We start from the raw sequence: 21597 nt of genomic DNA on the forward strand, positions 1-21597 counted from the left end.
TCGCCCATGACTAGCCCTCGATCAAGGCCAAAAAAGGACCGGCCCGCGGCGTGTTTCGGGTCGTTTCACCGCGCAAACCCCTGACAATTCCGGTCAGCAGCACCGCGCAGAGCCCCCGCCCCGCCCCTCGGCGCTTGAAGCTCGGCGGAAAAACATCACATTCTGGGTCCAGACAAAGGAATCCCTTATGCCCTATGCCCATTCCGACGGCTCGCAGCCGATGATGCACGCCCCCGCGCCGGATGTGAAGGCGCGGCCCAAGCTCGAGGGCGGCAAGCGGTTCGAAATGGTGACCGAGTTTTCCGCCGCCGGCGATCAGCCCACCGCCATCGCCGAGCTGACCCAAGGCGTGACCGAGGGCGAGCGCGATCAGGTACTGCTGGGCGCGACCGGCACCGGCAAGACCTTCACCATGGCCAAGGTGATCGAGGAAACCCAGCGCCCCGCCATCATCCTCGCCCCGAACAAGACCCTCGCGGCGCAGCTCTACGGCGAATTCAAGGGCTTCTTTCCCAACAACGCCGTCGAATATTTCGTCAGCTACTACGACTACTACCAACCCGAGGCCTATGTGCCACGCTCCGACACCTTCATCGAGAAGGAAAGCCAGATCAACGAACAGATCGACCGGATGCGCCACTCGGCCACCCGCGCGCTTCTGGAACGCGATGACGTGATCATCGTGGCCTCTGTCTCGTGCATCTACGGCATCGGTAGCGTCGAAACCTATGGCGCGATGACCCAGGATCTCAAGGTCGGCTCCGACTATGATCAACGCAAGGTCATCGCCGATCTCGTGGCCCAGCAATACCGCCGCAATGACCACGGGTTTCAGCGCGGCTCGTTCCGGGTGCGCGGCGACAGTCTCGAAATCTGGCCCGCCCACCTTGATGACCGCGCCTGGAAGCTGAGTTTTTTCGGCGAAGAGCTCGAGGCGATCACCGAGTTTGACCCGCTCACCGGCGAAAAGACCGACACGTTCGATCAGATCCGCGTCTATGCCAACAGCCACTATGTGACGCCGAAGCCGACGATGCAGCAGGCCATCATCGGCATCAAGAAAGAGCTGCGCCAGCGGCTCGATCAGCTCGTCGGCGAGGGCAAATTGCTCGAGGCGCAGCGGCTCGAACAGCGCTGCAATTTCGATCTCGAAATGCTCGAGGCGACCGGCGTCTGCAACGGGATCGAGAACTATTCGCGCTATCTCACTGGCCGCGCCCCGGGCGAGCCGCCCCCCACGCTTTTCGAATTCATCCCCGACAATGCCATCGTTTTCGCGGATGAAAGCCATGTGAGCGTGCCGCAGATCGGCGGCATGTACCGGGGCGACTATCGGCGCAAATTCACCCTCGCCGAACATGGCTTTCGCCTGCCGTCCTGCATGGACAACCGCCCGCTCAAATTCGAGGAATGGGATGCGATGCGGCCGCAATCGGTCTTTGTCTCGGCCACCCCGGCGGCGTGGGAGCTCGAACAGACCGGCGGCGTCTTTACCGAACAGGTGATCCGCCCCACCGGGCTCCTCGATCCCCAGATCGAAATCCGCCCGGTAGAGACCCAGGTCGATGACCTGCTCGACGAGGTGCGCCGGGTCTCGGCGGCGGGCTATCGCACGCTCTGCACCACGCTGACCAAACGCATGGCCGAGGATCTCACCGAATATATGCATGAACAGGGCATTCGCGTGCGCTACATGCATTCCGACATCGACACGATCGAACGGATCGAGATCCTGCGCGACCTGCGGCTCGGGGCCTTTGACGTGCTGATCGGGATCAACCTGCTGCGCGAGGGGCTCGACATTCCCGAATGTGGGCTGGTGGCCATTCTCGACGCCGACAAGGAGGGGTTCCTGCGCTCGGAAACCTCGCTCATTCAGACCATCGGCCGCGCCGCCCGCAACGCCGATGGCCGGGTGATCATGTATGCCGACCGCATCACCGGCTCGATGGAACGCGCCATGGGCGAGACCGAGCGCCGCCGCGCCAAACAGATCGCCTATAACGAGGAACACGGCATCACCCCGGCCACGGTCAAGAAGAACGTCGAGGACATTCTCGCCGGGCTCTACAAGGGCGACACCGATCAATCCCGCGTCACCGCCACGATCGACAAATCCCTGCATGGCGGCAATCTCGAAACCGTGCTCGAAGGGCTGCGCGCCGACATGCGCAAGGCCGCCGAGAACCTCGAATTCGAAGAGGCCGCGCGCCTGCGCGACGAGGTCAAGCGCCTGGAGGCGGTCGATCTCGCCGTGGCCGACGACCCGCTCGCCCGGCAATCCGCCATCGAGGCGGCGGGCGAGGCCGCCAAAGGCGCGCGTGGCCGTTCCACCGGTGGCCGCCCCGGCCAGCGCGGCGGCAATGTGAAACGGAAAGGGCGATAACGCCGGGCCGCGCGCGCGTTAACCGTCGTTTAACCACGCCCGCGCCATGCTGCGGGAATGCAAAACCGGAACTCGCCTTTGACACCAGAGAATTGGCTGCGCGATCTCTTCGCCTCCAAAGCCGTGCAAGAGGGCGGCGTGATCCGGCGCAAGGCGCGGGATGTGGAACGGTTTGCGGGCATGGGATTGTTCTGGGCCGAAATTCACCGGCGGGGCTATCAGGTGGCGGAGAACGGCGGTCAATTCGTCATTTTCTGCAACCGCGCGCCGGTCCGATTTCTCACCGACCCACCGCAGTCTTGAAAAGACTGCGACAGGAAATCTTTTCAAGATTTCCCCACTTCAGAGCCGCAACCGCACATCGCCGCCCCGCGTCGCCCCGCGCACCAGCCGCCGCGCATCGCCCAGCTCTGGAAAGCTCTCGCGCCAGTCGCGGAACCGATCATTGCTGACCACCCGCGCGCGCAGCTTCCGCGCCGCCTCGAGCACCAGAGGATCGGCCGGCACCCCCTTGGGCGCGATAAAGACCTGCCGCGGCGGCACCCCCAGATAGGGCGCCAGATCGCGCGGCCCGGCGTAACGGCCAAAGAGCTTGTACCCCGCGTTCGCGTCAAACCAGATCACCGAGTGATAGCCTTCCCGGCCCAGCGTCTCGATCACCGCCCGCACCGTCTCGGCGCGCGGCGTGCCACCGTCCCAGAACATCACATTCGACCCATCGATGATGATCGACCGGCGCGCCGCTATGGACCGCGCCGCAAAGAGCCGCCAGCCCTGCCACAGCACCAGCGCCGCGAGCAGCAGGAAAACGATCCATGCAATGGCCTCTGGGCTGATCATGCCTGTCCGTCCTTCCTCGTCCAAACCGCTCCCGGGCATGTTTTCCCGATCCGGCGAAGGGGCACAAGACGCACTGTCGCTTTACCGTCGTAATACCGACGACTTGCCGACATGGCATTTTCGCCCTACTCCTGCCCGCTCAACCACCACAGGAGCCCCCGATGCGCGCCCTTCTGCAACGTGTGACCGAGGCCTCGGTGAGCGTCGATGACCGCCTCATCGGCCGCTGCGGCCCCGGGCTTTTGATCCTCGTCTGCGCCATGCAGGGCGAAGATAAAACCACCGCCGCCAAGCTCGCCGCCAAGATCTCCAAGCTGCGGATTTTCAAGGATGATCAAGGCAAGATGAACCGCTCGCTCCTCGACATCGGCGGCAGCGCCCTGGTGGTGAGCCAGTTCACCCTCGCCGCCGACACCCGCAGCGGCAACCGCCCCGGTTTCTCCACCGCCGCCCGCCCCGACGAGGGCCGCGCGCTCTATGAAGGGTTTGCCACCGAGCTCAGCCGGCTCGGCATCCCCACCGAGACCGGCGAATTCGGCGCTGACATGGCTGTGAGCCTCGTCAATGACGGACCCGTAACCATCTGGATCAATACGGAAAATCAGGCGTAGCCGAGCCGATCCCGCATGAAGGCCAGGGCCACCTGAAGCCCATCCTGCGCAATGCCATGGGCGGTGCCTTTCATGACATGGGCATAGACGTCCTTCCAGCCCGCGCCCTGCAGCGCCTCGGCCGCCTCGGGCAGAGATTGCACCGGCACCACGTCATCGGCATCGCCATGGATGAGCAGCACCGGAGGCCGCGTCACCGCCTCATCGGCCAGCAGCTCCGGCCGCAGCAACCGGCCCGAAAAGGCCACGATCCCGGCAATCGGATCCTCTCGCCGCGGCGCCACATGCAGCGACATCATCGTGCCCTGGCTGAACCCGAACAGCAGCACCTGCTCGGGCAGCAAATCCTCATCCACCATCAACGCATCGAGAAATGCATCGAGATCCTGCGCCGCCGCCAAGAGACCGCGCTCGGCCTCTTCCTCGGACGACCCATCAATCCACGGGATCGGAAACCACTGCAGCCCCGACGGCATCATCGGGATCGTCTCCGGCGCATCCGGGGCCACGAACAGCGTGTCGGGCATATGCTCGCCCAGCACATCGGCAATGCCGAGAAGGTCCGCGCCATTGGCACCATAGCCATGCAGGAACACCACCGCAGATCGTGTCTCGCCCGAGACCGGCGCCCGGCGCCCCGCTTCCAAAACCCGTGTCATCTGATCCCTTCCCGTTGCTTTTCAACCCTGTAGTAGGCCCAAAGAAGACGCGCGGCAACCGATCTCCAAGGGCTCCAGGCCTGCGCCATCTCGCGCATCTGCCGCTCTTTCGGACGCATCTCGAGCCCATAGAGCACCCGCGCCGCCTCTTGCAGCGCGAGGTCATTATGGGCAAAGACATCAGCCCGTCCGAGGCTGAACATCGCATAGATTTCCGCGGTCCAGCGGCCGATCCCCGCGACCTCTGTGAGCCGCGCGATCACCGCCTCCGAGGGCATCTCGCGCAGCCCGTCGAAATCGATGCCAGCCGCCGCCAAAGCCTTGGCATAGCGTACTTTTTGACGGCTAAGACCCAATTCGCGCAGGCTCTCTTCCGTGGCTTGCGTCACCGCCTCCGGCGTGGTCAGCCCCGCCGCCGCCACCCGCCCCCGGATCGCATTGGCCGAGGCGACCGAGACCTGCTGGCTGACAATGGCGCTCAGCAATTCGGCAAAGCCTTCGGGCTTGCGCCGCAACGGCAGATCGCCACAGAGCGCCCGCGCCGCCCCCAGTCGCGGGCAGAGCGCCGCCAGCGCCTCGGCGCCCTCCTCGACATCGGCGAGGGTTTCGATGATGCGTTCCGTCATGACGCGGCCTCCTTGCGCGGGCACACTAGGGCGGGGGCGCGCAATGGTAAATCGCCCCGGCACATATTTGCGACCACCGCGCACCAGCAGCGCGGCAAACGCCCACAGGATGCGACATCCCACGCCCTTGCGGACCCCAAGAAACGGGCGTAGCACTTCGCCCATGACAGATATGCCCCTCCCTCAGACGGACGCCCGCACCCGCCGCAACGTCACCGTTTTGGTGCTGGCACAGGCCATTCTCGGCGCGCAGATGGCGATGATGTTCGTGGTGGCAGGGCTCGCCGGGCAGTCGCTCGCCTCCAATGTCTGCTTTGCCACGCTGCCGATTTCACTGATCGTGCTCGGCTCGATGCTGGCGGCAAGCCCACTGTCGTCGATCATGCAGAAATATGGCCGTCGGGTAGGCTTTATGCTCGGCACGCTCGCCGGTGCGCTCGGCGCCGCGGTGGCGGCCTACGGGCTCTATCAGGCGTCGTTTTTCTGGTTCCTCATGGGCAGCCTGATCTCCGGCATCTATATGTCGGCACAGGGGTTTTACCGTTTTGCCGCTGCCGATACCGCCAGCGATGCCTTCCGCCCCAAGGCCATCTCCTATGTGCTGGCCGGTGGGCTGGCGAGCGCGGTGATCGGTCCGCAACTGGTCAAGGTGACGAGCCAGGCGGTGGTTATCCCCTTCCTCGGCACCTATGCCGCGATCATCGCGATCAACCTCTTCGGCGCGCTCCTGTTTCTCTTTCTCGACATTCCGCGCCCGCCCGTCCCCGCCGCCGACGCCCCCCGTGGCCGCAGCCGGTGGGAGCTTTTGACCACCCCGCGCATCGCCGTGGCGGTGATCTGCGCCATGGTCTCCTATGCGTTGATGAACCTTGTGATGACCTCGACGCCGCTTGCGGTCGTGGGCTGTGGCTTTAGCCAGGATCGCGCCGCCGATGTGGTCACCGGCCATGTGCTCGCGATGTTCGCGCCCTCCTTCTTCACCGGCCATCTGATCGCCCGCTTCGGCGTGGAAAAGATCATGGGGCTGGGGCTCGTCATTCTCGCAGGCGCAGGCGTCGTCGCGTTGCAAGGCGTTGAGATTGAAAACTTCTTTCTCGCGCTGGTCCTTCTGGGGCTCGGCTGGAACTTCGGCTTTATCGGTGCCACCTCGATGCTCGCCGGGGCGCATGAGCCGCATGAGCGGGGCCGCATGCAGGGGCTCAACGATCTGCTCGTTTTCGGTGGCGTGACCATCGCGTCACTGGCCTCGGGCGGGTTGATGAACTGCTCGGGCGGCACCGCGCAGGCCGGCTGGACCGCGGTCAATCTCGCGATGATCCCGGCGCTGATGCTGGCGGGCAGCGCGCTCGTCTGGCTGGTGCTGCAGGGCCGCCGCGCCTGAGCGCCACCCCGCCCGAAACGCGCCCGTGGCACAATATAAATTTCACCATTCCAATATTTCAAATTATGAACTATATCCAGCCAACCCCTTGATTCCGAGCGGAGCCGCAATGCCGGACCTGAGCGATATCGACCACCCAGACGTCAACGTGATGCTGAGCATCGTCATGCTCTATTGGTCGCTGCATGACCGGCTGAGCTGTGAAAAACCTGACCTGTCGAAACAGGAACGGCTCACCCTCATCCGGCTGTCGCAGCCGCGCCGCATGGGCGATCTTGCCCGCGCCATGCAGGCGCTGCCCTCGACCATGACCGCGCTCACCGACGGGCTCGAGGCCAAGGGGCTGGTGACACGCCGCCGCGATCCCAAGGACCGCCGCGCCTGGCTTCTGGAACTCACCGAAACGGGCGAGGAAACCCGCGCCGAACTGGGCGAAATGCTCAAACTGGCGCTGCGCGAGGAGACCGGGCTCGATGCGGCTGATCTCCAGCAATTCTCTGATCTTCTTTTGAAAATCCGCTCTCACATCATGGCCAAGGGCCTGCCGAAAGGACTGCCGTTTTGACACGTCTTGCTGCTCTCATCCTCTGCTTTGCAACCGCGCTCACCGGGCCTGCCATGGCCAGTGACGACACCCCGCCCCGGCCCGTCAAACTGCTGACCGTGGCCCCGGCCGAGGCCGGCATGACCCGCGAATTCTATGGCCGGGTGGTGGCGCGTCAGACCGTCGATCTCGCCTTTCAGACCGGCGGGCAGTTGATCGAGTTTCCGCTCATCGAGGGCGAATCCATCGCCAAGGGCGATCTCGTCGCGCGGCTCGATCCCGAGCCTCTGGAGCTTGCCGTCGAACAGGCCCGTCTGCGCCGCGAACAGGCCGCCCGCGATCTCAACCGCCTCCTGCAGCTGAGCCGCGCCACCGTGAGCGAGGCCGCCCAGCAGGACGCCCGCACCGCCGAAGGCCTCGCCGCCGTGGCCCAGCGCGATGCCGAACGCGCGCTGTCGCATGCCACGCTCACCGCGCCCTTTGATGCGCTGGTGGCCGAACGGCTGGTGGCCAATTTCACCACCGTCGCCGCCGGCACGCCGGTGGTCCGGCTGCATGACATGTCGGAACTGCGGGTCGAGGTCGAAGTGCCCGAAATTCTCTTTCAGCGCGCCGGGAATGACAAGGACATCCAGCTCGAGGCGCGGTTCCTCGGCCATAAGGACAGCTACCCGCTCGAAATTCGCGAATTCACCACCGATGCCACGCAATCGCTGCAGAGCTTCAAGGTCACCATGGCCTTTCCCGAGGACCGCGCCCCCGAGGTTCTGCCCGGCTCGTCGGTGACCGTGCGCGCCCTGCTTGCCCAGCGGGCCACCGGCCTGCCGGTGCCGAGCTCGGCGCTGGTGCCCGCCGCCGATGGCTCGATCACCGTGATGCTCTTTGACGAGAGCGACGCGGGCGCCCATGTCCGCGCCCGCACCGTCGAGATCGAAGTCGCCGATGATGGCAGCTTTCGCGTGACCGAGGGGCTCAAACCCGGCGATATCATCGTCGCCGCCGGGGCGAGCGCGCTCGAAGACGGGCAGGCGGTGCGCCGCTTTACCGGCTTTCCGCAGTAAGGACCGCAGCCCATGACCATCGCACGCGCCTCCATCGACAAGCCGATCCTGACCTGGCTTCTCATCCTTGGCTGCTTTCTCGGCGGGCTTTGGGGCTTTGCCTCGCTCGGCCGTCTCGAAGACCCGGCCTTTACCATCAAACAGGCGGTCATCTCGACAAGCTACCCGGGCGCCTCCGCCGATCAGGTGGCCCGCGAAGTGTCCGAGCCGCTCGAATCCGCCATTCAGCAGATGGGCGAGATCGACAAGATCACCTCGGTCAACCAACCGGGCCGCTCGCTGATCGAGGTCGAGGTTCATTCCACCTATGACGGCGACATGCTCCCCGACATCTGGACCGAGCTGCGCGCCAAGGTCCGCGACGCGGCGCGCAACCTGCCCTCGGGCGTCGGCGCGCCGCTGGTCAATGACGGGTTCGGCGATGTCTTTGGCCTCTACTATGCGGTCACCGCCCCCGGCTATTCCGATGCCGAGATCTACCGCCTCGGCACATGGTTGCGCCGGGAATTGCTCGCGGTCGATGGCGTCACCGATGTCGAACTCGCAGGCCTGCCCGAAGAGGCGATCTTCGTCGAGCCCGAGCTTGCCCTCTCGGTCGCCCATAATGTCCCGCCGCAGGCCGTGGTTCAGGCGCTCTCGACCGCCGATTCCGTGGCCTCTGCGGGCAGCGTCGAACATGGCAACCGCCGCACCGTGATCGAAGCGCCCGAAGGCTCTGACAGCGTGTCAGAAATCTCGGGCCTGTCGATCGGGGTCAATGGCGAGGTGCTCAACCTCTTTGACGTGGCCCAGGTCCATCGCGGTCCTGTCGATCACCCCTCGCTTCTCCTGCGCCACAATGGCGACGCCGCCTTTTCGCTCGGCGTGGCGGGCCGGGCCGACGAGAACATCGTCGAGATCGGTCACCGTGTCGACGACCGCATCGCCGAGCTTTTTGCCGAAATCCCCTATGGCGTGACGCTGAACCCCATCTACCAACAGCATCTCGTGGTCGAAGAGGCATCGAATGATTTCCTCGTCAACCTCGCCATGTCGGTGGCCATCGTGGTCGGTGTGCTGGCGCTCTTCATGGGGTGGCGTGCCGCGACCGTGGTTGGTGCGACGCTCTTGCTGACCGTGGTCGGCACGCTCTTCTTCATGGCGATCTTTTCGATCGAGATGGAGCGGATTTCGCTCGGCGCGCTGATCATCGCGATGGGGATGCTCGTCGACAATGCCATCGTGGTGGCCGAGGGCATGCAGATTTCCATGCAGCAGGGCAAATCCTCGCGCGAGGCCGCCGAGGACACAGCGGGCAAGACGCAGATCCCGCTGCTCGGCGCGACGGTCATCGGCATCATGGCCTTTGCCGGGATCGGGCTCAGCCCCGACGCCACGGGCGAGTTTCTCTTCTCGCTCTTCGCGGTGATCGGCATCTCACTCCTGCTGAGCTGGGGTCTGGCGATCACCGTGACGCCGCTTCTGGGGCATTACTTCTTCAAACGTGGCACGGAAGGCGGTGCCGATGCCTATGGCGGCGCGATGTTCCGCGCCTATGCCGCCACGCTGCGCGCCGCGCTCAAGGCGCGCTGGCTGGTGATCGCGGGGCTGGTCGGCATCACCGTGCTCTGCCTCATCGGGTTCGGCCAGATCCGCCAACAGTTCTTTCCGAACTCCAACACGCCGCTCTTCTTCGTGCATTACAAACTGCCACAGGGCAGCACCGTGCATGACACCGCCGATGATCTCGCGGTGATCGAAGACTGGCTCGACAACCGCGACGAGGTCACCGCCTACACAAGCTATGCCGGCGGCGGCGCGACCCGGTTCATGCTCACCTACTCCGCGGAAAAACCGAACCCGAGCTATGGGCATATGATCATCCGCACCGAGAGCATCGACACGATCCCCGCCCTGCGCGCCGATCTCGAAAAATTCGGCCGCGAGGCCCTGCCGCAGGGCGAATTCCGCACCCGCCGTCTGGTCTTTGGCCCCGGCGGCGGCGACCCGATCGAGCTGCGCGTCTCCGGCCCCGATCCGGTCATGCTGCACCAGATCGGCCAGCAGGTGATCGAAGTGATGGAGGCGACCTCGCCCGATGTGCTCGACCCGCGCACCAATTGGCGCGAACCGGAACTGGTGATCCGGCCCGATTATGCCACCGAACGCGCCCAGAGCGCCGGCATCAGCCGCGATGACGTGGCCTCCACCCTGCGCTTTGCCACCGACGGGATCACCGGCGGCCTCTACCGCGAAGGCGAACGGCAGATCCCGATCATCGTGCGCCAATCCCCTGACGCCAGCAGCACCCTCCGGGATCAGCCCGTCTGGTCGCAGAATGCACAGGATTTCATGCTCATCGAGCAGGTGATCGACGGGCTTCATGCCGAGGTGCAGAACACGCTCATCCACCGCCGCGACCGGGTGGCGACGCTCACGGTCGGGGCCGATATCCCGCCGAACCGCACCGCCGCCGAGGTCTTTGGCCAGATCCGCGAGGCGGTCGAGGCCATCCATGTGCCGCAGGGCTATGCGCTGACCTGGGGCGGCGAATATGAGAGCAGCTCTGACGCGCAGGCGAGCCTCAACAGCCAGCTGCCGCTCAGCCTGCTCATCATGGTGCTGATCTCGGTCCTGCTGTTCAACGCGGTGCGCCAGCCCATCGTGATCTGGCTTCTGGTGCCGATGTCGGTCAATGGCGTGGCGCTTGGCCTGCTGGGCACCGGGCTGCCCTTCACCTTCACCGCGCTGCTGGGCCTTCTGTCGCTGTCGGGGATGCTCATCAAGAACGGGATCGTTCTGGTCGAGGAGATCGACCTCGTCCGCGCCGAGGGCCGCCCCCTGCGCGAAGCCATCGTCGAGGCCTGCGTGTCGCGTCTGCGGCCCGTGGTTCTTGCCGGGGCGACGACGATCCTCGGGATGCTGCCGCTTCTGGGGGATGCGTTCTTCGTCTCCATGGCGGTGACGATCATGGGCGGTCTGGCCTTTGCCAGCGTGCTGACGCTGATTGCCGCGCCAGTCTTCTACTATGTGATCTTTGCCCGCTCGGAACGCCGGGCCATCGCCGCGGCAGCCGCCGCCTGATCTCTCAGACCGGGCGCGCTACCAGCGCCCGGTCACCGCCGTCATGACAAGCCCGAGCCGATCCCGAAACGGCGACGGCTCGAGCGCGCCATCGGCAACCCGGCGCGGATCGCTTGCGGCCCGGCGCAACACCCCCTCGACCTGCCAGAGCGATATCATCGCAGGCCGCGCCTCGGCGGCAACACCCGCCCGCCGCGCCGCCCGCAACCGGTCGAGCCCCTCTTGCGCCAGCGCCTGCACAGCCTCCGGGCGGCCATCGACCAAGGGCACCCGCCCCGCTGCCTCAAGCGCCGGCACCGCCCGCAGCCAATTCGCCAGACCGAGCGCAAACCCGGCATCGTCGATCCCAGCCCCCGGCGTGCCGCCAAGCCCTCGGATCGCCGCCCGCAGAAGATGCCCCGCCGTGTGATCGAGATGCTGGCGAAACGCCGCCTCATCCTCGAACGGCTCGCGGTAGATGTCCCAGCGCCGCGCCAGCACCAGCTCGTCGAGTTCTTCGGCGCTCGTCCGGTCGAGCACCGCCGCCAACGGTGTCACCACCTCATGCCGCCGCACCATGCCGCCCGCGGCGATCTCGGCCAGCGCATCGCGCCACCATTGAAGCCGCATCTCGGCGATCATCGCCTCCTTGGTCACCCAAGGCGCCCGCGCCACTTCGAGATTGAACGCATAGAGCGGCAAGAGCACCCGCCGCGCCGCCACCGGCGCCGCCATCGCGGCCCGGAACCGGGGCATGTCGCCCCGCCGCACCAGCTCGGCACAGGCGGTGAAATCGAGAGGATCAGCCGTCACGCAAGAGCTTCCAATTGATCGCGTCGAGCAGCGCCTCAAAGGAGGCATCCACGATGTTCGGGCTGACGCCCACCGTGGACCACCGCCGCCCTTGCCCATCCGCGCTGTCGATGATGACCCGGGTCACGGCCTCGGTGCCGCCCTGGGTGATCCGCACCTTGAAATCGACGAGCCGCATGTCGTCGATGGCGCTCTGATAGCGTCCGAGATCCTTGGCAAGCGCCTTGGCCAGCGCGTTCACCGGCCCCCGGTCGCTGCCATGCTTATCCATGCTTTCGCTGACCGAGAGCGTCTTTTCGCCGTCGATCTTGACCACGACCACCGCCTCAGAGAGCGACACCATCTGATCATACTTGTTCTTGCGCCGCTCGACGGTGACCTTGTAGCGCTTGACCTCGAAAAACGCCGGCATCTGGCCAAGCTCGGCCCGGGCGAGCAGCTCGAAACTCGCCTGCGCGCTGTCATAGGTATAGCCACGATCCTCGCGCGCCTTGACCTCCTCGAGAATGCGCGCGAGCGCCGGGTCCCCGGCCTCGACCTTCAGCCCCGCTTCGGCCAGACGGCGGCGCAGGTTCGACTGCCCCGCCTGGTTCGACATCGGCACGATACGGGCATTGCCCACCGCTGCCGGGTCGATATGTTCATAAGTGCTCGGGTCTTTCAGGATCGCGCTGGCATGAAGCCCCGCCTTATGCGCAAAGGCCGAGGCCCCGACATAGGCCGCCTGCCGCCGCGGCACCCGGTTGAGAATATCGTCGAGCATCTGGCTCGCATGGGTCAGCCCTTCGAGCGCCTCCGCCGTCACCCCGGTCTCGAACCGGCTGGCATAGACCTCCTTGAGCATCAAGGTCGGGATGAGCGACGTCAGATTGGCATTGCCACAGCGTTCGCCCAACCCGTTGAGCGTGCCCTGGATCTGCCGCGCCCCCGCCTCGATGGCCGCGAGACTGCCCGCCACCGCCTGTTCCGTGTCGTTATGGGTGTGGATGCCGAGACGCGCGCCGGGAATACCCGCCGCGATCACCGCGCGTGTGATGTCATGGATCTCGCCGGGCTGCGTCCCGCCATTGGTGTCGCAGAGCACGATCCAGCGCGCCCCTGCCCGATAGGCCGCATTGAGACAGTCGAGCGCATAGGGCGCATTGGCCTTGTAGCCGTCAAAGAAATGCTCGGCATCGAACAGCGCCTCGCGCCCCTGCGCCACCAGATGCGCAATCGACCGCTCGATATTCTCGATATTCTCGTCCAGGCTGATGCCAAGCGCCGTCTCGACATGGAAATCATGGGTCTTGCCCACCAGACAGACCGCCCGCGTCCCGGCATTGAGCACCCCGGCCAACACTTCGTCATTCTCCGCCGACCGCCCCGCCCGTTTGGTCATGCCAAAGGCGGTCATGATGGCGCGGGTCTCGGGCGCATCCTCGAAGAACGCGCTGTCGGTCGGGTTCGCCCCGGGCCAGCCGCCCTCGATATAATCAACGCCGAGCTTGTCGAGCGTGCGCGCAATCGCCTGTTTCTCAAGCGTCGAGAACTGCACACCCTGCGTCTGCTGCCCATCGCGCAGCGTCGTGTCATAGAGGTAGATCCGTTCGCGGGTCATGACAGACCTTCCAACTGGCTTGGATCGAAATTCGGCCCCGGCACAAGCTCGACACCCTCTTTGCTCATCCGCACCTCGACCCCGGCCTCGAGCAACGCCGATTTGAGCCGGTCCACTTCAGAGAAATCCTTGCTCGCCATCGCCGCCGCGCGGACCTGCCCCAAGAGCTCGGCCAAGGGCGCGAGCCCATCCTTGCCGGATTGCAACTGCGCCACCCGCGCCTCCAGCTCCTCAAAGCTAAAGAGCCCCAGAAACACCAGGTTCGCCGCCAGCTCGGTGCCCATCGCGTGATTGGCCAACTGATCCAACCCAACCAACGCCGCATGGGTGTTCAAATCATCCGCCAGCGCCTGCACGATCTCCTCCATCGGCGCCGTGGATCGCGCCGCCCCCAGATCGCCATATTGCGCCACGCTCTTGATGTAATCGTCGAGCTTGCTTTCCGCGCCCGCCGCCTTCTCCGCCGTCCAATCCATCGGCTTGCGGTAATGCGTGCTCAGGAACACAAACCGGATCACCTCGCCCGGAATCCCCTGATCGAGCAGATCGCGCACCGTGAAGAAATTGCCGAGGCTCTTGGACATCTTCTTGCCCTCGACCTGCAGCATCTCGTTATGCATCCAGACCTGTGCAAACTGCCCCTCGGGATGGGCACAGCAGCTCTGCGCGATCTCATTCTCATGATGCGGAAACATCAGATCATTGCCGCCGCCATGGATATCGAAACTTGCTCCCAGGATTTCATAGCTCATCGCGGAACACTCGATATGCCACCCGGGCCGCCCATAGCCCCAAGGGCTGTCCCAGCCCGGCTGGGTCGCATCCGACGGCTTCCACAGGACGAAATCCATCGGGTCTTCCTTGAACGGTGCCACCTCGACCCGCGCGCCCGCGATCATGTCATCGACCGACCGCCCCGACAGCCCGCCATAGGCCTCGTAGGACCGCACCCGGAACAACACATGCCCCTCGGCGGCATAGGCGTGACCCCCTTCGATCAGCCCCTCGATCATCGCGATCATCTGCGGAATATAGGCCGTGGCACGCGGCATGTGATCCGGCTCAAGCGCGCCGAGCGCCGCCATATCGTCGAGAAACCATTGCGTCGTCTCGGCGGTGATCTCACCAATCGCCCGCCCGCTCTCGGCGGCGCGCGCGTTGATCTTGTCATCCACATCGGTGAAATTGCGCGCGTAGGTGACCTTGCCCCAGCCATTCGTTTTGGCGACATGCCGCAACAGCCGATAGAGTACATCGAACACCACCACCGGCCGTGCATTGCCAAGATGCGCCCGGTCATAAACCGTCGGCCCACAGACATACATGCGCACATTCTCCGGATCGAGCGGCGTGAACACCTCTTTGGTCCGGCTCCGGCTGTTATGCAGTTTGATCTCGGTCATGTTATCCTCGCGCACGGGGGCTCCGCGGCGGGCTTAGCAACTTCATCACATGTTGGAAATAGAAGACCGGCCCGCCGAAATGTCTCAGCAGGTAATGCAGCAAATGGTGATGCAGCTTTTGGTCATGGGGCGACCATAGGCCGGGAGGCACATGAGGGTCAAGCGATTGGCGCTAGCGGCACCCCGTCACCAAGACCAGCGGCAGGAGGATCCAGACCGTGCTGCCCACCGCCGCCAGCGATAGCAGGAGGCTCACCCGCCGCAATGTCCGATCCTCCGAGCGCCAGCGCTCTGACTGCAGCGCGACCGCGAGGATCAGTTGCGCCCCGATCAGCAACACCCCGACCCCGATCAGAACCGGCCTTTGCCAGAACACCGCACTCCCCTCGACCCAGCGGCTCGAACAAAACAGCCCATGCAGCGCGTATAGCCCGCTGAACCCGGCAAGCCAGAGCGTCAAGGGCAGCGACAGGCACAGAACCGCTCTCATGATACCCCCCTCATGACAGCGCCCCCGGCAAAACCGCCGCCCCATAGGCGAGCGTGGCCGAGATCACGCCATAATCGGTCCAGAGCCGCGCAATTCGCGCCGGGCCCTGCCATGTCTCGGCCCCGTGGCCCGCGATCCCCCGCGCCACGATCACCCCGTTCATCAGCGCGGCAATCCCCTGATGCAGGATGCCATAGCCGGCCAGAACCCAGACCGTCGCATCATAGGCATGTACCGTCGGGTCCGGCACCAGCCAGAGCACCCTCGCCCCGACCGCCGCAATCGCCAGAGTGCCCAGAGCCGCTAGCGCGTGGCCTGCGCCCGCGCCGCCCCGCGTGCCCAAGAGCGCCAGCACCACGCCCAGAGCCAAGAGCGCCCAACCGACAAGGCTCAACTCGGCATAGGCCGGCGGCGGCCAGTTCGGCGCAATGGTCCAGTAGAAACTATAGCCAAAGAGCAGCGAGCCAAAGAATGTCCCATTGGCCAAGAGCAAGAAGAGTGACCCCCACCAGCCCGGCGGATCGGCCACCTCGGCCGCCGTGACGAGCGACAGACCGCGCCCCACCGGCACTGCCCCCTCCCCGCGCCGGGGCAAGAGCCCCCAGACCCAATAAAGCGCCATCGCCACCACGCCGATCAGCGCCAAGGGCACCAGCCAATAGGCCTTGGTCAGTAGGCCGAGGAAAAACAGCCCCGTCACCGCCGACATCGCCATGGGAAACCCCGTGTTGGCCGGAAACACCACCACATAGCGCGGTGCGCCGGTCGTTACCTCGACCGTCAGCGTCTCGCGCCGATCCCGCGCCCAATCGCCGAGATAGCCTTCGCCCCGCGCGATCTTGGCCGGCAGGTCCGGGTCGGCCCAGAGCGGATCGCGGGCGCTCACCTCGGGCAGGCTCGCGAAATTATAGGCGGCGGGCGGCGTCGGCATCGCCCAGTCAAGCGTGCTGCCCCCCCAAGGATCGCGCGACCCGCGCACCGAGGCCAGCACCGAGACGATCACATCGATCGCGATGAGGGCAAAGCCGATGGCCATGACGAAACTGCTCACGGACGCGATGAGGTTGATCGCCTCCCAGCCCTGACCGGGCTCGAAACTGTCGATCCGGCGGCGCATCCCCAGAAGCCCCGCCCAATGCAAGAGCAGAAACGTCCCGTGAAACCCGATCACGACGAGCCAGAACGCCGTCGGACCGAGGTTGAAATAGATCTTGCGCCCGGTGAAATGCGGCAACCAGTAATAGAGCGCCGCCAGCATCGGAAAAACAAACCCGCCGATTAGCACGTAATGCAGATGCGCCACGATGAAATACGTGTCATGCACCTGCCAATCGAACGGCACGATGGCCACCATCACCCCGGTCAGCCCGCCAATCACGAAGGTCGCGAAAAACGCCAGAAGCCAGAGCATCGGCAGATGCAGCCGCGGCGCGCCTTTCGCCAGCGTGCCGATCCAGATGAAGAGCTGCACCGCCGTCGGCACCGCCACCAGCGTCGAGGCGGCCGAGAAAAACGCGAGCCCCAGATGCGGAATGCCGGTGGTGAACATGTGATGCACCCAGAGCCCAAAGCTCAGCACCCCGAGCGCCACCGCCGCCGCCACGATCCAGCCATAGCCAAGCAGCCCGGTCCGCGCCATCACCGGCAGGATCGTCGAAATCGCCCCCGCCGCCGGCAAAAAGATGATGTACACCTCCGGATGCCCGAAGAGCCAGAAAAGATGCTGCCACAGCAGCGCATCGCCCCCCGCCGCCGCCTGAAAGAACGGCATGTCAAAGGCCCGCTCCAGCTCGAGCAGGATCGACCCGAGGATCAGCGGCGGAAACCCGGTGAGGATCATCACCGCCGTCACCAGCGCATACCACGCGAAAATCGGCATCTTTGACAGCGACATGCCCGGCGCCCGGTAGCGCAGCACCGTCACGGTGATCTCGACCGCCGCGGCAATTGCCGAAATCTCGACAAAAGTGATCCCGATGAGCCAGAAATCCGAATTGATCCCAGGCGCGCCGAGCGTTGACGACAGCGGCGGATACATGAACCAGCCGCTGTCCGGCGCGATGCCCCACAGAAGCGAAAAGATCATCATCGACCCGCCGAAGACATAGCACCAGAACCCGTAGGCGGTGAGCCTCGGAAAGGCGAGATCGCGCGAGCCGAGCAGCTTGGGCAAGAGATAGACCGCGAAGCCTTCGAACACCGGGATCGCGAACAGGAACATCATGATGGTCCCATGCATCGTGAACACCTGATTGTAATGCTCCGGCCCGAGGAATGCGGATCGCGGCGTGGCAAGCTGCGCCCGGATCAGCATCGCCAGAACCCCGCCCACCACGAAGAAAAACACCGCCACCGTCAGGAACATCCGCCCCAGATCGGTGTGGTTGACCGTGGTGAACCAGCCCTTCCAGCCCGGATCGGACGCCCAGATCCGGCTCAGGGCGCGATGTCGCTTGAGGCTGCTCATGGTGTCTCTCCCCGCAAAAACGCCTGCCACGCCGCCTCCTCATGGGCGACCACCTCGAACCGATGGGCGCGATAGCCGCGCCCGTTGAACTCGGCCCCAAGCCCGGCAAACCGCCCCGGCTCATAGGCCTCGATCCGCAGGGTATTCACATGCCCCGGCACCGCATCGAGCTTGCCCGCCAGACGCGGCACCCAGAAGCTATGGATCACATCGACCGAGGTGATCGCCACATCGACGGGCCGCCCCGCCGGGATATGCAGCACATTCTCGGTCTCGCGCTCCGGCGCATCCTCATAGCGGAACCGCCACGCCCATTGCCGCCCTTCTGCCGCGACCCGCACCACCTCCGGCGCGGCCCGGGGCAAGAGCCGCTCGCCGATCACCAACCCATAGGCCAGAAGCGCCAGCAGCACGACCACCGGGAAAACAAGGCCGAGCCCGATCACGAAGCCGCGTTCATTCACCGCCCCCGGCGGCCGCCGCCAGCCCCAGGCAATCAACCCCGCCACAAACCCAAAGATGAGCGTTGCCCCAATCAGCAACACCCACCACAATGAGGCGATGGCCGAGGCCGCCGGCCCCGCTGGATGAACGACCGACAGGGTTTCTTCGCAACCTTGCAGCGCCAAGAGCGTTAGACCGACAGACGCATAGCGAAAAAGGCCCCGCCCATGTCTGACACCAGCCCCGACAAAAGCCTCCACAAACCCGCGCGGCACAGTGGCAAGGCCACCCCGCCCGAACCGCTCGTCGATCCGATCGCCGATCACCCGAGCTATGACGAGACGGAAACTTTCGTCGGCATCTGGGGCCACCCGATCCACGCGATGAGCGTCGCCTTCCCCGTGGCGCTGACCTTCTGCACCTTCGGGGCCGACGCGCTCTATTGGCTGTCGGGCGATCTCTTCTGGGCGCGCGCGGCGGTCTGGGCGGCGGGCACGGCCTTTCTCTTTGGCCTGCTGGCCGGACTCACCGGCACGGCAGAACTGCTGCTCGTCCCCGGCATCCGCATCCGCGCCCCGGCCTGGACCCATTTCGTCATCGCCGTGATGCTCCTGTCGCTGCTCGGCGCCAATTGGGGCTATCGCCTGCAAGGCTTCGAAGAGGCGATCCTGCCCTATGGCATCCTCCTGTCGGGCTTTAACGTGCTCGTGGTGATGGTGACGGGATGGCATGGCGGCAAACTCGTTTTCGACTATCGTCTGGGAACGTCAAAGGGCAATTGAACGCCCCGCGGCTCGCTGAGCCATCCGGGCATCGGGATCTCGTTGAGCTCCGGCTTGGTCAGCACCAGCGCCAGCAGCCCGAGGACGAGCCCCACCAGAATCACCAGCGGCCAGCCCGGGTGCGGCACCTCTTCGGGGCCCGCCTGCTCGGCCACATGAACGAGCACATAGCCAAGCCAGACGTGAAAGCTCACCAAGAGCGCCACGCCCACCAGCTTGACGAAAAGCCACAGCTCAAACACCTCGCGCAGGAAAATAAGCGCCGTGCCCGAGGCGATGGCCAGAACGGCGGCGGGGGTCAGAAACATCGTATAGGTGAAATGGGTCGCCCGGCGCACCCGCGCATACTCCTCTTGGCCAATCGCCGCGTCATGCCGCGCCAGCATCACCGGCAGCGCGAAAAGCCCCGCGCACCACAGCAAAAGCATCCCGATATGCAGGGCCTTCACATGCGGGATGAGCGCCACGAGATCCATCATCCGGCCTCCCCTCCCGCAGTCTCTGCTCCCGCAGTCTCTGCTCCCGCAGTCTCTGCTCTCCCAGCGCGCCCCCAGCTTTGCCGCGCGAGATGGCCGATGATCACCAGATAGGGCAGCATCGCCGGCACCCACATGATCAGCCCGCCAAGCTGCTGGTCGCCCAGAGGCGTCAGCCCCCAGCTCAACGGCGCCACCGCATGGGCGGCATAGAGGGCCTGCGGCGCAAAGGTGAGCAACGCCCCCAAGAGCCCCATCTGAATGAGCCCCGCCAAGGCCCAGAGCAGCGCCTGAAACCCCGGCTCTTGGCCGAGCACCGCGCGCCAGAACCCAAGGGCCGAGCCCAAGAGCGTCACCTGCATGACCCAATAGGCCGCCATATCGCGCAGCGCGAAATCATAGGCCGCCGGCACATGCCAGAGCCACAAGGCGGCGGTCGACAGCAGGAACCAGACCGCCGCCGATCCCCGGCCCGCGCGCCCCGGCAGGGCCAGGGCCAGCAAGGGCGCGGCCACCAGCACCAGAAGCAAATGATGCACCACCCGCGCCGAGAACAGCGCCACCGACAACGCACAAAGCGGCGACACAAAGGCGAGCGTCAGCACCGCCACCGCCGCCACCCCCCGCGCATCGCGCCGCATAAGGATCAAGAGCGCCGTCAGCGCGAAAAGCAGAAAGGGATCGAAATTCCATGCGCCAAGCGCGGTCTCCGGCACCGGGGCCGCCCCGCAATAACTGCCCGCGATGAGTTCGAACGCCATCCCGCTCTCGCCTCCAGATCACCGGGCCGTCCCCTCCCGCCCCTGCGGAAAAGTCGCGGCCTCTTTGGGAAAACTGTGGCGATTGCGGCTTTCGTCAACTCTGGCGGTCATGGCACGCAAGACAGGACAACGCCCCCGGCCAGGCTATGGCCGGAGGCGTCTCGCAAAGCGCCCGAGATCAGCGGCGATCAGGCATAGCTCACCACCTCGAACTCGATCCCATCCGGCCCGTCGAAATAGAACCGCTGCCCCGGCTCGTAATCGGCGTGGTTATGCGGCTTATAGCCCGCCTCATGCACCCGCGCCTCGGTCGCGGCCAGATCCGTCACCACCACGCCGACATGGTTGATGCCGCCGACATAGCTATAGGTCTCGCCCATCGGCTCGAGCGGCCGACCTGGCCGGTAGAGCGCGAGATAGCTCTCGTCATCGCCGATATGCACGGAAAACCCGTCATTGATCGCCGCCCCCTGCCAGCGGATTTTCCAGCCAAAGATCTGGGCGAGCTTGGCGGCGCTGGCCTTTGGGTCCGGCACCGTGATGTTCACATGTTCGAGATGCATGGGATGTCCTTTCCTTTGATTTATCTCGAAAAACACTCTACTTTCTTAAGTTAACTTGAGATCAATAGGTAAGTTTCCATGAAAACCAACGCCTTATCAAATTCCGCACTGAGCATCGGCAGCATTTCCGACCGTACCGGCCTCGCCCCATCGGCCATCCGCTACTACGAGGACGAGGGGCTGATCGCGCCGGGGCGCAACGCCTCCGGCCATCGCCGCTATGCCCGTTCCGACATCCGCCGCCTGTCTTTCGTGCAAATATCCCAAGGGCTTGGCTTCACCATCGCCGAAATCCGCGAGGCGCTCTCTTCCCTGCCCGTCGACCGCGCCCCGACCAAAGCCGACTGGTCGCGCATCTCGCGCCGCTTCGGGGCCGAACTCGACGCCCGCATCGCCCGGATGCAGCTTTTGCGGACCAAGCTCGACAGCTGCATCGGCTGCGGCTGCCTGTCGCTCAAGACCTGCGCGCTCTACAACCCGCGCGATCGGGCCAAACAGCTCGGCTCCGGGCCGCGCTACCTCTTGGGGGACACCCCGCCCGACCGATCCTCTGCCCAAAAATAAGGCGAATGTGATTGACAAGCCCTGCCCGGCTCGGCCACGTCTCGGGCGATCACACATCACTTGACGGAATTGAGGAGGCATCGC

At 65.1% G+C, this 21597-nt stretch carries 21 protein-coding genes; 9 read left to right on the plus strand and 12 right to left on the minus strand.

Features of this window, described 5'->3' with window-relative positions; translation table 11 throughout:
• Window positions 1-187 precede the first annotated feature (187 nt).
• Window positions 188-2386, plus strand: a complete 2199-nt coding sequence (uvrB, locus tag WA237_RS02525) for an excinuclease ABC subunit UvrB (RefSeq protein ID WP_336096563.1) — start codon at window positions 188-190, stop codon at window positions 2384-2386.
• 78 nt (window positions 2387-2464) lie between these two features.
• The gene (locus tag WA237_RS02530; RefSeq protein WP_009812930.1) at window positions 2465-2689 is read left to right on the plus strand and encodes a hypothetical protein; all 225 of its coding nucleotides are present in this window, start codon (window positions 2465-2467) and stop codon (window positions 2687-2689) included.
• A 39-nt stretch (window positions 2690-2728) separates the two neighbouring features.
• On the opposite strand, the gene WA237_RS02535 is transcribed toward WA237_RS02530, so the two are convergent.
• On the minus strand, window positions 2729-3226 hold the full coding sequence (locus WA237_RS02535; protein WP_336096564.1) for a hypothetical protein: 498 nt from the start codon (window positions 3224-3226) through the stop codon (window positions 2729-2731).
• 161 nt (window positions 3227-3387) lie between these two features.
• Between WA237_RS02535 and dtd the strand changes: the two genes are divergently transcribed.
• Window positions 3388-3837: a D-aminoacyl-tRNA deacylase gene (gene dtd / locus WA237_RS02540; protein ID WP_336096565.1), complete on the plus strand. Its 450-nt coding sequence runs from the start codon at window positions 3388-3390 to the stop codon at window positions 3835-3837.
• On the opposite strand, the gene WA237_RS02545 is transcribed toward dtd, so the two are convergent.
• Together WA237_RS02545 and WA237_RS02550 are read right to left on the minus strand one after the other, a co-directional pair.
• Entirely contained in the window at window positions 3828-4496 is a 669-nt protein-coding gene (locus WA237_RS02545; protein WP_040617850.1) for an alpha/beta hydrolase, read from the minus strand. The two genes, dtd and WA237_RS02545, sit on opposite strands and share 10 nt — an antisense overlap.
• Entirely contained in the window at window positions 4493-5122 is a 630-nt protein-coding gene (locus tag WA237_RS02550; protein WP_336096566.1) for a DNA-3-methyladenine glycosylase family protein, read from the minus strand. Before WA237_RS02550 ends, WA237_RS02545 begins: the two co-directional genes overlap by 4 nt.
• Before the next feature lie 163 nt (window positions 5123-5285).
• Between WA237_RS02550 and WA237_RS02555 the strand changes: the two genes are divergently transcribed.
• From WA237_RS02555 to WA237_RS02570, 4 genes are all read left to right on the plus strand, one after another.
• Entirely contained in the window at window positions 5286-6503 is a 1218-nt protein-coding gene (locus WA237_RS02555) for an MFS transporter (protein ID WP_336096567.1), read from the plus strand.
• 109 nt (window positions 6504-6612) lie between these two features.
• Entirely contained in the window at window positions 6613-7068 is a 456-nt protein-coding gene (locus WA237_RS02560) for a MarR family winged helix-turn-helix transcriptional regulator (protein ID WP_286908063.1), read from the plus strand.
• Complete coding sequence (locus WA237_RS02565) at window positions 7065-8108, plus strand: efflux RND transporter periplasmic adaptor subunit (protein WP_336096568.1); 1044 nt, start codon at window positions 7065-7067, stop codon at window positions 8106-8108. Before WA237_RS02560 ends, WA237_RS02565 begins: the two co-directional genes overlap by 4 nt.
• Before the next feature lie 12 nt (window positions 8109-8120).
• A complete protein-coding gene (locus WA237_RS02570; protein ID WP_336096569.1) occupies window positions 8121-11171 on the plus strand; it encodes an efflux RND transporter permease subunit in 3051 nt (1016 codons plus the stop codon).
• Window positions 11172-11189: 18 nt separating this feature from the next.
• On the opposite strand, the gene WA237_RS02575 is transcribed toward WA237_RS02570, so the two are convergent.
• The 6 genes from WA237_RS02575 to WA237_RS02600 form a co-directional block, all read right to left on the minus strand.
• On the minus strand, window positions 11190-11963 hold the full coding sequence (locus WA237_RS02575; RefSeq protein WP_336096570.1) for a squalene/phytoene synthase family protein: 774 nt from the start codon (window positions 11961-11963) through the stop codon (window positions 11190-11192).
• Entirely contained in the window at window positions 11953-13563 is a 1611-nt protein-coding gene (gene cimA / locus WA237_RS02580) for a citramalate synthase (protein ID WP_336096571.1), read from the minus strand. The genes WA237_RS02575 and cimA overlap by 11 nt, the downstream gene beginning before the upstream one ends.
• A complete protein-coding gene (cysS, locus tag WA237_RS02585; protein WP_336096572.1) occupies window positions 13560-14966 on the minus strand; it encodes a cysteine--tRNA ligase in 1407 nt (468 codons plus the stop codon). Before cysS ends, cimA begins: the two co-directional genes overlap by 4 nt.
• 172 nt (window positions 14967-15138) lie before the next feature.
• Window positions 15139-15456, minus strand: a complete 318-nt coding sequence (locus tag WA237_RS02590) for a hypothetical protein (RefSeq protein ID WP_336096573.1) — start codon at window positions 15454-15456, stop codon at window positions 15139-15141.
• 10 nt (window positions 15457-15466) lie between these two features.
• On the minus strand, window positions 15467-17923 hold the full coding sequence (ctaD, locus tag WA237_RS02595; RefSeq protein WP_336096574.1) for a cytochrome c oxidase subunit I: 2457 nt from the start codon (window positions 17921-17923) through the stop codon (window positions 15467-15469).
• Complete coding sequence (locus WA237_RS02600; protein WP_336096935.1) at window positions 17920-18468, minus strand: cytochrome c oxidase subunit II; 549 nt, start codon at window positions 18466-18468, stop codon at window positions 17920-17922. The genes ctaD and WA237_RS02600 overlap by 4 nt, the downstream gene beginning before the upstream one ends.
• Before the next feature lie 126 nt (window positions 18469-18594).
• Between WA237_RS02600 and WA237_RS02605 the strand changes: the two genes are divergently transcribed.
• Window positions 18595-19149 (plus strand): DUF2231 domain-containing protein, encoded by a 555-nt coding sequence (locus WA237_RS02605; RefSeq protein WP_336096575.1) that lies wholly within the window; start codon window positions 18595-18597, stop codon window positions 19147-19149.
• On the opposite strand, the gene WA237_RS02610 is transcribed toward WA237_RS02605, so the two are convergent.
• The 3 genes from WA237_RS02610 to WA237_RS02620 all read right to left on the minus strand — a co-directional run bounded on the left by WA237_RS02610 (window position 19119) and on the right by WA237_RS02620 (window position 20949).
• Window positions 19119-19628, minus strand: coding sequence for a CopD family protein (locus WA237_RS02610; protein ID WP_336096576.1), 510 nt, complete (start codon window positions 19626-19628; stop codon window positions 19119-19121). The genes WA237_RS02605 and WA237_RS02610 overlap by 31 nt on opposite strands.
• Window positions 19625-20386: a cytochrome c oxidase assembly protein gene (locus WA237_RS02615; RefSeq protein WP_336096577.1), complete on the minus strand. Its 762-nt coding sequence runs from the start codon at window positions 20384-20386 to the stop codon at window positions 19625-19627. Before WA237_RS02615 ends, WA237_RS02610 begins: the two co-directional genes overlap by 4 nt.
• Window positions 20387-20574: 188 nt before the next feature.
• Window positions 20575-20949: a VOC family protein gene (locus tag WA237_RS02620; protein ID WP_216015940.1), complete on the minus strand. Its 375-nt coding sequence runs from the start codon at window positions 20947-20949 to the stop codon at window positions 20575-20577.
• Window positions 20950-21027: 78 nt separating this feature from the next.
• Here WA237_RS02620 and soxR point away from each other — a divergent pair, with 78 nt between their 5' ends.
• Window positions 21028-21513 carry a redox-sensitive transcriptional activator SoxR gene (soxR, locus tag WA237_RS02625; RefSeq protein WP_336096578.1) on the plus strand — a complete coding sequence of 162 codons (486 nt, stop codon included), beginning with the start codon at window positions 21028-21030 and terminating at the stop codon, window positions 21511-21513.
• Window positions 21514-21597: the final 84 nt, after the last annotated feature.

The sequence above is a fragment of the Roseovarius sp. CH_XMU1461 genome (genome assembly GCF_037027165.1).
GTDB classification, from domain to species: domain Bacteria; phylum Pseudomonadota; class Alphaproteobacteria; order Rhodobacterales; family Rhodobacteraceae; genus Roseovarius; species Roseovarius nubinhibens.